The 13,482-nt window shown below is 38.0% G+C and carries 16 protein-coding genes; all 16 read left to right on the forward strand.

Translation table 11 applies throughout. The features are described from left to right. Position 1: 1 nt before the first annotated feature. The 16 genes from ACQ2HE_RS05250 (at position 2) to ACQ2HE_RS05325 (ending at position 13,308) form a co-directional block, all read left to right on the forward strand. Entirely contained in the window at positions 2 to 427 is a 426-nt protein-coding gene (locus ACQ2HE_RS05250) for a hypothetical protein (RefSeq protein WP_430897697.1), read from the forward strand. Next, positions 420 to 983, forward strand: coding sequence for a hypothetical protein (locus ACQ2HE_RS05255; protein ID WP_430897695.1), 564 nt, complete (start codon positions 420 to 422; stop codon positions 981 to 983). The genes ACQ2HE_RS05250 and ACQ2HE_RS05255 overlap by 8 nt, the downstream gene beginning before the upstream one ends. Before the next feature lie 13 nt (positions 984 to 996). Then, positions 997 to 1,278 (forward strand): helix-turn-helix domain-containing protein, encoded by a 282-nt coding sequence (locus ACQ2HE_RS05260; protein ID WP_430897693.1) that lies wholly within the window; start codon positions 997 to 999, stop codon positions 1,276 to 1,278. Further along, positions 1,275 to 1,751 carry a hypothetical protein gene (locus ACQ2HE_RS05265; RefSeq protein ID WP_430897691.1) on the forward strand — a complete coding sequence of 159 codons (477 nt, stop codon included), beginning with the start codon at positions 1,275 to 1,277 and terminating at the stop codon, positions 1,749 to 1,751. Before ACQ2HE_RS05260 ends, ACQ2HE_RS05265 begins: the two co-directional genes overlap by 4 nt. Before the next feature lie 16 nt (positions 1,752 to 1,767). Next, positions 1,768 to 2,478: a hypothetical protein gene (locus ACQ2HE_RS05270; protein WP_430897689.1), complete on the forward strand. Its 711-nt coding sequence runs from the start codon at positions 1,768 to 1,770 to the stop codon at positions 2,476 to 2,478. Continuing rightward, on the forward strand, positions 2,441 to 3,046 hold the full coding sequence (locus ACQ2HE_RS05275) for a hypothetical protein (RefSeq protein ID WP_430897688.1): 606 nt from the start codon (positions 2,441 to 2,443) through the stop codon (positions 3,044 to 3,046). Before ACQ2HE_RS05270 ends, ACQ2HE_RS05275 begins: the two co-directional genes overlap by 38 nt. 24 nt (positions 3,047 to 3,070) lie before the next feature. Continuing rightward, a complete protein-coding gene (locus ACQ2HE_RS05280; protein ID WP_430897686.1) occupies positions 3,071 to 3,280 on the forward strand; it encodes a hypothetical protein in 210 nt (69 codons plus the stop codon). Positions 3,281 to 3,287: 7 nt separating this feature from the next. Beyond that, a complete protein-coding gene (locus tag ACQ2HE_RS05285; RefSeq protein WP_430902425.1) occupies positions 3,288 to 3,827 on the forward strand; it encodes a hypothetical protein in 540 nt (179 codons plus the stop codon). Then, positions 3,828 to 4,166, forward strand: coding sequence for a hypothetical protein (locus ACQ2HE_RS05290; RefSeq protein WP_430897682.1), 339 nt, complete (start codon positions 3,828 to 3,830; stop codon positions 4,164 to 4,166). It abuts the gene before it with no gap. Further along, positions 4,166 to 4,735 (forward strand): ParB N-terminal domain-containing protein, encoded by a 570-nt coding sequence (locus ACQ2HE_RS05295; RefSeq protein ID WP_430897681.1) that lies wholly within the window; start codon positions 4,166 to 4,168, stop codon positions 4,733 to 4,735. Before ACQ2HE_RS05290 ends, ACQ2HE_RS05295 begins: the two co-directional genes overlap by 1 nt. 5 nt (positions 4,736 to 4,740) lie before the next feature. After that, positions 4,741 to 5,307, forward strand: a complete 567-nt coding sequence (locus ACQ2HE_RS05300) for a hypothetical protein (protein WP_430897679.1) — start codon at positions 4,741 to 4,743, stop codon at positions 5,305 to 5,307. Positions 5,308 to 5,406: 99 nt separating this feature from the next. After that, positions 5,407 to 6,393: a DUF932 domain-containing protein gene (locus ACQ2HE_RS05305; RefSeq protein WP_430897677.1), complete on the forward strand. Its 987-nt coding sequence runs from the start codon at positions 5,407 to 5,409 to the stop codon at positions 6,391 to 6,393. A gap of 53 nt (positions 6,394 to 6,446) precedes the next feature. Continuing rightward, positions 6,447 to 7,268 carry an SPL family radical SAM protein gene (locus ACQ2HE_RS05310; RefSeq protein ID WP_430897675.1) on the forward strand — a complete coding sequence of 274 codons (822 nt, stop codon included), beginning with the start codon at positions 6,447 to 6,449 and terminating at the stop codon, positions 7,266 to 7,268. A 634-nt stretch (positions 7,269 to 7,902) separates the two neighbouring features. Beyond that, the gene (locus tag ACQ2HE_RS05315; protein ID WP_430897674.1) at positions 7,903 to 8,631 is read left to right on the forward strand and encodes a UBA domain-containing protein; all 729 of its coding nucleotides are present in this window, start codon (positions 7,903 to 7,905) and stop codon (positions 8,629 to 8,631) included. Positions 8,632 to 8,674: 43 nt separating this feature from the next. After that, on the forward strand, positions 8,675 to 11,200 hold the full coding sequence (locus ACQ2HE_RS05320; protein ID WP_430897672.1) for a DNA methyltransferase: 2,526 nt from the start codon (positions 8,675 to 8,677) through the stop codon (positions 11,198 to 11,200). Positions 11,201 to 11,436: 236 nt separating this feature from the next. Continuing rightward, positions 11,437 to 13,308: a DNA cytosine methyltransferase gene (locus ACQ2HE_RS05325; protein WP_430897670.1), complete on the forward strand. Its 1,872-nt coding sequence runs from the start codon at positions 11,437 to 11,439 to the stop codon at positions 13,306 to 13,308. Positions 13,309 to 13,482 lie beyond the last annotated feature (174 nt).

Raw genomic sequence — 13,482 nt, forward strand, 5'->3', positions numbered from 1 at the left:
CATGGACATAGTATGTGAGTTCCCGTTGTGCAAAAGACATCCTGAAAAAAATGGCTATTGCATATCTCATAGAATTTATGCTTCAGAACCTTCTAGCTCACAAAGTGATCGTTCTAAGGCTGTCACTGCACAGAAAAAACCAATAGCCAGGTTTTCCGAAAAGAGGCAGAAGCTCCAAGTTAAGTACAACAAATTAGTAAAGGAGATGCTTGCTGATAATAAGATGTGTGAGATCAAAAGTCCGGATTGTACAGGAATAGCAGAAGGGCTTCATCACATTGAAAAGCGATCGGCGCGCAACTTATTAGATAAGACAAAACTCAAGCGTAGCTGCAACTATTGCAACACGTTCGTTGAGAATAATGTCTCATGGGCTGAAAAAAAGGGTTTCATAATTTCTAAACATAAAAAAACGAAAAATGCGTAAAACACTACCTCCAATACATTTGGCGTGTTCGGATGACGGATTGAGACCGGCACTCAATTGTGTGAGAGTTTTGGATGGGATTGCAACTGCAACCAATGCTCATTTAGTCGCCCAGATGAATTTGAGAGAATATTCATCCCTTCCTGAAGAGGCAATTAAAAAAATGAGTGGGATGTTAATTCATAAAGATCTCTGGAAAGAATTAATGGAGGCCACTTTGATCGAGGTGAATGATCAAGACAACTCAATTTATTACGAGAATGGCGGTGTGAAGGCTACAGTAAGTGTAGATACTGATTTGAAATTTCCTGATGTCGATTCTCTTGTTAAAGAAATAGCTAATCAGCTTTTCGATAAGAGGTCTATGGTGGCATTTAATCCGAGATGGATAATGATTGCTGCAAAGTTGTTTCCTTCAGAATCCTTGATTTGTAGATTTTATCAAGATAAAAGCATGATGGTTTTGTTTCCATCAGGTCAAGCAAAAGGATATGTAGGAATAATGGAGACACTCATAAGTGAAGAAGAATCTACTCTTGATTTTAGCTTATCATAAATTTTAGGATTCTATGAAAGTCGCTATACCAATACCAGAATCACAGCTTTCTTCAACCTTATATTGGTTGATTCAAAAAAGGAGTATTACATCTATTGAGCTTCGCGAACTTACCAATTCATCCTATCCACCGGCGAGGATTCACCAATTGAAAAGGTACTATGGTGTTTCAATCCATGCAAAGGTTGAATCTTATGAGAATAAGGAGAAAGGAGTGAAGTACAATGTTTGCCGGTATTATTTACTAAATCCATTGAAAGAAGCCGTTAAAATCTATAAGTCATTAATAGCATGATACGAAAAGGACTCAAGCAGTTTGATCAAGAAACAGTTTTGAAAGCACGAAGTATGTATCAGTCGGGGATGAGTATTAGAGAGGTTGCAGATGCACTTTGTTTGAGTTTTACTTCTACCTATGATGTTGTATTGGGTAGATTGTCGAAAGAGGATGTGAGGAGAATTAGAACAAAGGATAGCCCTATTGATATTGATATGGAGTTGATCAAAGAGTTTCCATCCTTCCCGTTGCGTTGGTCTGAGTCTATGGAGTTTGAGTTGTTTTGTGCGAGAGTAAACATGCCTAAGTATCGGGTAAGGAGCAGGATCAAGGAATTAGGCCTAAAGAAGTCATTTAAGAAGGTGTTTGTTTCAGAATCTATTCCTGAACCAAAACTTCCCTTAAAGCGGCCGGAACCCATATACACGAACTTGAGAACCCCTTTTGGTATTGCTGATGAGTTGCATGCAGGTAACAGAATTTATAAGTAGAACTAACTAGACTTAAATGAGTAGCAAAGATCCAGGTTTCATTTTTTATCCCGGAGATTACTTGAGGGATACTCAGTGCCTGTCTGAAAAAGTTCAGGTAGCCTATGACAGAATCATGTGTGAACATATGAGAAACATATGTATTTCACACGCACAGTACAATTTCTTTACAAAGAAGCTTTCTAAGGAAGAGAAAAAAGAGCTAAGAACAGTTTTGAGCGAAAATGAATCCGGTTTTTTTATCGAGTGGGTTGTTGCAAGTATTTCAAAACGAAAGGCTTATAGTGAATCTAGGCGTAATAATAGGACCTCGAAAAAAAGGGAAGATATGAAACACATATCTGAATCATATGATTCACATATGGAAATTGAAATTGATAATGAAAATAAAAGTGTATTAAAGGGGGTGCAGGGGGAAAGAGATTTGCCTTTGACCGATGTAGAAATTGGCGCAACCAAAGAGTTTGTTTTCCTCACCATGAGACGAAACCTTTCCACCGATCGAGTCAATGAGTATTGGAAATCGTTTTTGATTATTTCGAAGGATGAGTTTTACAATTCCCGATCAAAGCAGTTAGTGCATTTTCGAAACTGGTTAAAAAAGCAGCCCAATGAACTCGATCAACAATCTGTTACAAAAAACACAATCGGAAAGAAGTCTGGAGGTTTCGCAATCATTTCAGAAGCCCTTGGCAGCCTTAACGAGGGAGGAAGTCACGATTCTTGAGAAAAAGTATGCAGAAACGGTTATCGGCCAATTAAGCAGACCGCAAGTGCTTACAAAAGCAGCCGAGGCAATTCAGAGAATTCACGTCATTACAGGTTGGAGTGTTCCGGATGATAAAATATACACCAAGATTTTGATAGAAGAGTTTTCCTTAAAGCTGGTAGAAGGGTTCCCGAATTTAAATTTTCAAGAGGTTGTATATGCTTTTAGAAAGAATGGGATAGGGGTGAAGGACTGGGGTAAGAACATGAATTTGGAATTGATTGTTCAGGTTTTAGCACAATACTCGGAAGAGAGAAAACAGTTAAGTATGCAAGAAGAGCGCATGAAAGATAATCCAACACAAAGGATTTATTCTGAAGAAGAAATCAGAAATGATTACAGAGCGAATGTTGAAGCATTCTATCAGAGATGCAGACGTGGCATTATTCCTCCCGATGATCTTCCTGATTATTTTAAAGAGATACTGGTCTATGATAAATTGATTCATCCAGACAGCAATGATTTGCATGCATTTTTTGCAGACTGTTTACAAAATGGCTTTTTGAATATCTACGTCAAATCATGAATTAAAAACTAACCGCTTATTCATATGAAGACATTTTTATTGCTCTATTTGTCAGGACTCATAATTCAATTGGTTATCGGAATTGTGAAGATTAATGTTTACCGTGAAGACTATAATAAGTTTTTTAAGCATCCGTATCGGATTGCTTTATTGGCTGCAATAAGTTGGCCGATTGTTTTTTTCATTCAAATCAAAAAAGCAAGTGTTAACAATGGAAAAAGGAATTCTGTTTAAGGATCACATGATCAGATCAATTCAATCAAGAACCAAAACAAACACGAGAAGAGAGTTTCTTGTTGATAGGAATAGAGAAATAAAGCAAGTGATAGAGGTTGATAAAGGCCAATGGCTTTTAAAGATTAACTCACGTCCTGATCAGATAGTTACTTGTAAGTATGGCAACCCTGGCGACAAGTTGTATGTTAAAGAAGCGATTCACTTTGATGGGAAAACAAAACACTACCGAGCAAACTTTCAAGATGATCCCAAAAGTGTAAAATGGGTAAGCCCTTTGTTTATGAAAAGAACAGATGCTCGGCTTTGGTTACAGATCACTGATGTAAAGCTAGAAGAACTTCATTCAATATCTGAGGACGATGCGATCGCTGAAGGTATTGAAAGGGTAGGTCCGTGGCTTTGGAAAACATACGATAATTCTGAAGTTGCAACAAGCTCTCCTCAAACTTCTTATTTGAGTCTTTATGCATCGATTAGTAAATATTCAAAAGAAGTAATGGAGCTCCCAATATATGTTTTCAGTATTCACTTTAAACTCATATAAATGAATCCTTCAGCAATGGCCGCCTTTCATCATTTAAAAATCTCACATGAGTACATGATGGACTTTATAAGAAGTGATCCGCGATCGAAAGGTGCAAGTATGTTTTCTATCTACTCCAAAAAAGTAGATTGGATTATAAAGCATATCATCACTGATCCTTCGATACCTGATCGAACAAGGATGAAGTTTAAAGATGAAATGCAATCTGATGTACTGGCTATTGCTGAATTGAATTCTAAATTAAGTCTATTGACACCTGATCAAAGAAATTTTATGGAAGTAGTTCTTGAAAACCTTTTGAAAGGTGAAGAGATTCATGTAACACTAAATGAACAATAATGAAAAAGAAAATCTTAGCTGCTAAAATAGCCGACATCGTACCAGATGACAAGAATTTTAATAAAGGTAGTGAAGTAGGTAAAAAAGCACTTAACAGGTCCTTTCAAAAATTTGGAGCCGGTAGAAGCATTTTAATTGATAAAAACAATCAAACCATAGCAGGAAACAAATCCGCAGAGGCATTTAAAGAGGCAGGGTTTGAAAAAGTATTGATTGTGGAAGCCGATGCCGATACGTTGGTTGCAGTCAAAAGGCCCGATATTGATTTGAATTCAGCAGAAGGCAGAGAAATGGCTTTGGCGGACAACCAAACTCAAGCATTGAACTATGTTCTAGATGAGGATGTGTTAAGAGTAGAAGCAGAGGCATATGATATCGACACTAACGAATGGGGAATCGATATTGAACAAGATGGACAAAAGAAAAAAATTAAAGAGGAAGCACTTCGCCCTTATGATCAAACTCATGTTTTGATTTCTTTTCCTCCCGAGCTGCTCGTTGAGATTGAAGAGTATTTGGAGAAAATTAAAGCGGTACCCGGTATTGAATTTGAACAAGCTTCAAACTAGTAGATATGGCCAAGAAGAAACAGACCGACAATGATGCTCAAATGTTTGAGGTTAAAATTGATCTTAGACAGGATCTGATCAAAGACATGAAAGAGGTTAGAGTGCTAGAGGCTTTTGCGGGAGACGGTGCAATTTGGGGGGAGATTAAAAGAAGAAACCCAGATAAGAAAATCAAAGTACTTCGAATTGATCAAAAGCCAGATAAGGTTGGTGTGTATCTCAAAGGAGATAACACCAAATTTATGGGCAAGATGGACCTAACCAAATTTGATTTAATTGATCTTGATGCATACGGCTCACCATACAATCAATTAGAGCTTGTTTTCGCCTCAAATTATCAAGGGCCTGTAGTGTGTACATTTATTCAAACCATGCAAGGAGGGCTAAATAAACAGCTATTAATTGAACTCGGATATAGCCGCAAAATGATCGAAAAGTGCCCTTCCCTTTTTTCAACGAACGGATTTGAGAAAATGAAGGCTTATTTAGCCAAAAAAGGGGTAAAAAAGGTCAAATTTTACTCCCAAAATCGCAAAAATTATTTTTCATTTTTTCGAAAAAAAAGCGGTTAAATATTTGGCTAAAACGTTGAAAGTGAGTATATTGTGTATGTATTCAAAACGATATATGAGCAATGAAGCTCATAATTTTTAAACTAAAAAATAGATACAATGGGACACAATTTGCACACCAACGAAAAAACAGGAAAAGTAAGCTTTGCAGCAGTAGGCGAAAAAGCTTGGCACGGACTCGGCCAGTATGTTGAATCAGCTATGACAGCCGAACAAGCCATCGAATTAGGCGGCCTAGATTATGAAGTAAAAAAGAAGAAAATCACAGTTGCCGGCGGTGCTATCATTCCAGGTTATTTTGCAACCGTTAGAACAGACAACAACGTGCCTCTTGGTATTGTTTCAGAAGCTTACCACGTTGTTCAGAACCGTGATGCTTTCTCTTTCTTTGACTCAATTATTGATCAAGGCGAAGCAATTTTCCAAACTGCCGGTGCCCTCGGAAAAGGAGAACAAATTTTCATCACAGCCAAACTACCAAAAGACATTTTGGTAAATGGCGAACAAGTTGAACAGTATTTGATTTTGACCTCTGGTCACCACGGAAAGAAAGGAGGTGCTATTCAGATCGGTTTTTCAGCTATCCGCGTAGTATGTAACAACACACTTCAGGCAGCACTTAGAAATTTAAGCAACAAAATCACGATCCTTCACTTTTCTAATGCAAAGGCAAAGTTGCAAACAGCTTCACAAATCATGGGAATGACTTCATCATATACCACTGAATTAACCGAATCTTTCAATAAAATGGCATCTGTAAAAATCACAGATAAAAAATTGAGAGAGTACATTGAGACAGTGATGAGACCAGCTTCTCAAGTAATTACTAAAGAAGAATTGGAAAACGGTTATTCAAATCGTTTTGTGAAAACTGTTGATGAGATCATGGATTTTGCAAAAAGCCATCCAACGCAATTGACTGATGCAGCCAATGGCACAGTATGGGGAGCCTACAATGCAATCTCTGGATATCTCGGATGGGTGAAACCTTACAAATCACAAGAAGAAAAAATGACGGACCTGTATTTCAAAAATGGTGCAAAAAGAATTGAAACCGCTTTTGATGTAGCAATGTCCCTTGTATAGATCAAACGCCCCTCCTACGGGAGGGGCATCTTTTAAACTTTAATAAAAAAAATATGTCCGCTATATATGAACCAAAGGGTGCCGCCCGTGAATATTCACCGCTTGCACTCAACTACATAAAAGGTTGTGATCATGGTTGTGTTTACTGCTACGTTCCAATCATGATGAAACGATTCAATAAAGATTATGTGCACTCAGATGTTTACATCAAAGAAGAAAAGAAGCTTTTGAAAGAAGTTGAATCTAGTGCCAAGAAGTTTGCAAATTCAGAGAAGCAAGTATTTCTTTCATTCACTACCGATCCTTACAGCTCGTTCAATCAAAAAACCCAACTAACAAGAAGAGTGCTTGAAATACTCCTTAATTACAAAATTCCGGTAAGCATTTTAAGCAAAGGAGGGTATCGAGTTCTTGAAGATTTGGATGTTATTAAAAAGTTTGGCCCTAATATTCAGGTGGGTGGATCCCTGACTTTCACTAACCCAGACGATAGCAGAAAATGGGAAAAAGGTGCTTCACTTCCATCGGAGCGTTTTGATGCTTTGAAAATTTTGCATGATAACGGTATCCGTACTTGGGCATCAATGGAACCCGTTATTTACCCTGATCAATCCCTTGAAATCATGCATATTACAAATGAGTACGTTGATGCTTACAAAATCGGAAAGCTCAATCACTTCAAAAAGCATGAAGAAAAATTTGATTGGACTAAGTTTCTGGTTGATAGTGTAACCATTATGCGCCAGTACAACAAGAGTTTCTATATTAAAAAAGATTTACTTGAGTTCAAACCAAAATCTTTGTGGCTTTCAGAAGATGAAGTAAATATGGATTATCTTGCACTCAAGAACTCATTTTCTTCTGTGACTGCATAGTCAATTATCCGTCCCATCAAAACCCACAACAAACCGAATCATGTATCGTGTTTTAAAAACTCGATATATGAAGTATATTTTCCTACTTACTTTTCTATTATTATCTCAATTATCATTCACTCAAGTATTTGTTGATAGCTCTGCCCATCCCTGGTACTTTGATACGGTTAAAACCAAAGCTTTAATCGTAAAAAAATCTCACGGCCAGATTGCACATGTAATCGAATGCTTTATTGTATTCAAGAAATCAAGTGATAGAATTTTTAATGCTCCAATCGCTTTATTCTCCTTGAATAGGAAAAGACAATACTCTCTCAATGAATGGTATATAATCGCAGTACTATGGTAGTTATTAAACAATCAAATGGCCGGATTCTATTTGATAGATTGATCAATGCAGTAAAGAAGTGTCCGCCAACAGACGTTTTATTCATCTTAAAAATGATGAAGATAAAAGGCAAGCTAACAGAGTCTGAGCATGCTTTTCTACTATCACAAATTCAAGACGATTACAATCGATTGAGAGAAATACGCCGTAGACACTTCCCAGATAGATCCGCATTTGATTTAAATCAGCATGGTAAAAACCGGTTGTTGTATTATCTAGAATGTAAACGTTTAAAAAATTAATTCGATGTCAAACATTTTGTTACATATTTCAGGAGGGGTTGTACAGTCAATAACCTCTGATATTAAGGACGTGAAAATTTATATTCACGAACAAGACGAAGAAATTCAAAGTAGATTAAGAGGTCCTTTGCAGCCTGATACTACATTATCAAATGAAGATGAATTTAAGGCAGAACTTAATAGCATTAAGGCTGAAAATTTAAAAGATGGTAGGGTTGGGAATCTGTATAAAGTTGCCACTAACCTAATGTCTTCATCGATCAATAACCATGGGCCATTAAAATATTCTCAACGAAACTACGAATCACTTTGTGATTTGCTAACAGAAGTTGAGGTTGGATTCTTTGGATTTGATGCAGTAAAAGTTGAGAGTGACTATGGCAAAACCCTGATTGATATGGGCTTTGTAATGGATGAAGAAACAGCCTACACCTCTCTCAGCAATATTATCAATAGTATTTCTCGACAAATTGACTACATCCCTTTTGATTCAGACTCTATGATTGAATGGGCTGAAAATCATCACAAAATTTGTGTTGAGTTACAAAATACTTACGTGGCTAACGGTTCTTTTACATGGGGAGGCCATGAAGGAGAAGGAGCTGTTTTGGCTGCCAGTAAAGAATTGACAGATCAATTTGTTATTCAGAATTGGGGAATTCAGTGGGGAGTTGATAAAGACTTTGAAGATACACTCGTTGAATTCATAGAGAAGCAATCCTTTTATAACTAAAGACAAGTTAATTACAATGGGGACAATTGACTACAATAATTTTTTGAAACGCAAAGTCAGACTCGCACAGTCAACGGGATTAAGTGTTGACATTGATGAAATAAGTCCACTGTTGAAGCCACATAACCGATTAATGGTTAAATGGCTAGTTGAAGGAGGTAGAAGAGCTTGCTTTGCAAAGTTTGGACTTCACAAAACAGTTACACAGCTTGAAACGCTTCGAATAGTACTTAGTAAGATTGGAGGAAGGGCTTTGATCATTGCTCCTTTATCTGTTAGACAAGAATTTGCTCAAGATGCAGTAAATATATTGAAGTGGAAAGAAGGCCCTAAGTTTATTCGAAGAATTGAAGAAGCATCTGATACTGGAATATACATCACAAACTATGAAACCGTTCGTGATGGAAAACTTGATCCCCGATTGTTTAGTGTTGCTTCACTTGATGAGGCTTCAGTCCTTAGAGGATTCGGAGGTACAAAAACATTTCGGGAATTCATGCGCCTCTTCACCGGTGATGCTGGTCCTTTAGGCGATCGCAGAGGCACAGATTGTGTTCCATATCGATTCGTTGCAACCGCTACTCCATCTCCCAACGATTATATAGAGTTACTTGCTTACGCTGATTTTTTAGGAATTATGGATGTCTCACAAGCAAAAACCAGATTCTTTAAGAGAGACAGCACACAAGCAGATAAGCTAACGATTCACAAGCACAAAGAAGAAGAGTTTTGGTTATGGGTAGCATCTTGGGCTTTATTTGTTTCAAAACCTTCTGATCTGACCGGAAATGAGGAAGATGACATTGGTTACGATCTTCCGCCGCTTGATCTTCGTTGGCACGAACTGCCAATTGATCATAGCACTGCAGGTGTAGAGAAAAGCGGCCAGGCTCGGCTCTTCAAAAACTTAGCGATCGGAATTTCCGATGCTCCAAAAGAAAAACGAGAGAGCCTTAAAGCTAGAATCAATAAGATGCTTGAAATAAGAAACGAAGATCCCGATGCTCACCGTATCATATGGCATGACTTAGAAGCAGAGCGTATAGCTATAGAAAGAGCTTTGCCAGAGGTTGTTAGTATTTATGGTTCTCAGGATTTAGAAGAGAGAGAGCAAGCCATTACTGACTTTTCATATGGCAAGTTCAAAGAACTAGCAGCCAAGCCGGTAATTGCAGGATCTGGTTGCAACTTTCAGCGTCACTGTTCGTGGGCTATTTATTTAGGAATTGGATTCAAATTCAATGACTTTATTCAATCCATTCATAGAATACTCAGATTCTTACAAAAGAATCGTTGTCGAATTGATATTATTTACACTGAGGCTGAAAGAGAGATAAGAAGGCAGCTAGAAAGAAAGTGGACACAACACAATCAACAAGAAAAAATCATGACTGAGATTATTAAGAAGTACGGCCTAAGCCATGCAGCAATGGCCCAACATTTAACGCGCAAAATGGGAGTTGAGAGAGTAGAGGTGAAAGGTAAAATGTATCACATTGTTAATAATGATACTGTTATTGAATGTAAGAACCTAGCAACAAATTCCGTAGGATTAATTCTTACCTCAATTCCATTTTCAACTCAATATGAATATTCTCCTAACTATGCAGACTTTGGGCATACGGAAAACAATGATGAATTCTTTGAGCAAATGGATTATTTGACTCCTGAGCTTTTCCGATCGCTGATGCCGGGTAGAATCTGTGCAGTTCATGTTAAGGATAGAATTGTTCCCGGTGGAATGACAGGATTGGGCTTTCAAACTGTGTACCCCTTTCACTTACATACTATTCAGCATTACATTAAGCACGGTTTTGGTTACATGGGAATGAAAACTATTGTTACCGATGTAGTAAGGGAAAACAATCAAACGTATAGATTGGGTTGGACTGAGCAATGTAAAGACGGTTCAAAAATGGGTGTAGGAATGCCCGAATACTTGCTATTATTTAGAAAGCCGCCTACTGACACTTCAAATTCATATGCAGATATCCCCGTTGTAAAGTCAAAGGAAAGATACACAAGATCTCGATGGCAAATTGATGCTCATGCTTTCGCCCGATCAAATGGGAATCGTTACTTGAATCCGGAAGAGATTGCATCACTTGATCACGATCAGATATTCAAAGTGTTCAGAGACTACACACTGAATGATGTATATGATTTTGAGCATCATGTTAAAATAGCCGAAACACTTGAGTTGCATGGTAAACTCCCTACTTCTTTCATGCTACTTCAGCCCGCTTCATGGTCTGAAGAAGTATGGTCAGACATTACAAGAATGTTGACTTTGAACGGATCTCAATGGAGTAAAGGTAAAGAGATGCATTTGTGCCCGTTTCAATTTGATATCGTTGATCGAGTAATTGAGCAAATGAGTAATCCGGGAGACATTGTATTGGATCCATTTGGCGGTCTAATGACGGTCCCTGTGCGAGCGATCAAGCAGAATCGATATGGAGTAGCTTTTGAGTTGAATCCCTCTTACTTCTTGGACGGAGCAAGTTATTGCAGAGCTGCGGAGGCAGAGGTAAACATTCCTACTCTATTTGATTTAGTTGAAGCATAAATCATGAATGATGGGAAGCGGTGTTATTTATAAACTTAAGGATGGAAGAAAAGCAATCAGGTACCATCACCAAGAGCTTACTTCAAAAGGATTTTTTCTTTTGCATCTGATTGATGAGAATAATAACCATGTGATTAAGAATAGAAAGCCCCTGACATTGGTGCAAAGGCCTGAGCTGCATGAGAAAACTATCAGAGAATCAAAAATTATTGGATACGTAGATTAAAACTTATTTCATGTTAAACGTCAACGAGGATATACAGTTTTTAGTAGTGGATCTGTTTTGTGGTGCCGGTGGCACAACGACTGGTTTTGAGAGAGCCAGGGTCAATGGAAAGAAGATTGTAAAAGTGATTGCCTGTGTTAATCATGACCCGATTGCTATTAAAAGCCACTGGGAGAACCATCCCGATGTAATTCACTTTGAAGAGGACATCCGTACACTGAAACTACAGCCATTGGTTGATATCGTTAACATGTATAGAAAATTGTACCCTAATGCAAAGTTGATTTTGTGGGCGTCATTAGAGTGCACAAATTTCAGCAAGGCCAAAGGAGGACAGCCGCGGGATGCTGATAGTCGAACTTTAGCACTACATCTTTTTAAATATATTCATTCATTAGAACCAGACTTTATTCAAATTGAAAATGTAGTTGAGTTTATGAGCTGGGGACCAATGAGTGCATTTGTTGAAAAGACAAATGATGGTTATCAATGCTGCAATTTTGAGTTAAAAGAAACTGAAGTAGCAATGATTGATGATGACGGGTTATATATTTTAAATGAAGATGGAACTTGCAAGTTTGATTTACTGCTTAAGCCATGCTTCAAAGGAATTCCAGAATCTCGTGACAATGGCAAAGATTGGGTTAGATGGTGTAACACTGTAAAAAAGATAGGTTTTCAAGATGAATGGAAGCAGTTGAACAGTGCTAATTTTGGTTCTTACACGTCAAGAAACCGTTTGTTTGGTTGTTTTGCGAAGCATGGTCTTCCAATTGTTTGGCCGGCTGCTACTCATGCAAAGAATGTTGGTAGAACCGATTTATTCACAAATAACTTGAAACCATGGAAAGCTGTCAAAGAAGTGCTTGATTTTACTGATGAAGGCGAAAGTATTTTCAATCGGAAAAAGCCGTTGGTTAATGCTACATTCGAAAGAATATATGCAGGCCTTGAAAAGTTTGTTGCTAAGGGAGACAAATCATTTATAACCAAGTATTACAGTGGCAAGCCTTCAGGTAAAAATATCTCTGTAGATGGTCCCGCCGGTACCATTAAAACTATAGATGGGCAAGCTCTTGTTCAAACTAAGTTTTTATTGAAGTATAATTCAAAGTCAAAGAAGGGTGTTCATATTCCTCCGGGCATTGATCAGCCAGCTCCTGTTATTGCTGCTCAAGCCCGTTTAGGCTTAGTACAGCCAGAGTTTTTGAGTCAGTATTACGGGAACGGCTACAATTCATCAGTGAGTGAACCGAGCCCGACATTGACGACAAAAGATAGGTGCAGTCTTGTACAGCCTCAATTTTTTATTGATAAGCATTTTGGCAGCAAATCACAAAATCAGAGTGTAGATGAACCTGCAGGTACATTGTTGCCTACTGATAAGCATCGATTGGTGCAAGTGGAACCGTTCATAATGCCCACATCTTACGGAAATAAGCCGTCTTCTATTAACGAACCCTCACCAACACTTTTGGCAAGTAGACGGCACCATTACATTCTAAATCCGTCTCATGGAGGTCATACCAGTTCTGTAGAAAATCCTTGTCCTGTTATCATTGCCAGACAAGATAAGTCCCCTCTTTATTTGATCAGCATTTTGGGAGATGCCGCCCATATTCCTGTGTATGATAGTGATTCCGAGATTGTCGTGAAGATCAAGCACTTTATGGCATATTATGGTTTGAGTGATATTAAGATGCGAATGCTTCGAGTACCAGAGTTGTTAAGGATTCAGGGTTTTGGGGATGATTATAAGTTGGCCGGCAATGAAACTCAAAAAAAGAAATTTATTGGTAATTCGGTTGAGCCAACTGTTCCAAAAGTGTGGATAGAGGTTTTCTCGATCGCTTTGTTTCAAAATCAAAAATTGACAGCTTGATAATCACTTTAGAATCAATATTAGATAGGTACGGTCCTAAAAGTAGTGTTCCTCGGCTAATAGCAATAGCATCAATGGATCTCGGGGAAAGGAGCGAAGCTGCGAAGAGAGTGATTGAAAAAAGAGAGCGCAGAGTTTATTTAGTGGCCATGGGATTCACTTTTCAGGAAGCTT

It is taken from the genome of Endoryza foliicola (assembly GCF_050589245.1).
GTDB lineage: Bacteria > Bacteroidota > Bacteroidia > Chitinophagales > Chitinophagaceae > Endoryza > Endoryza foliicola.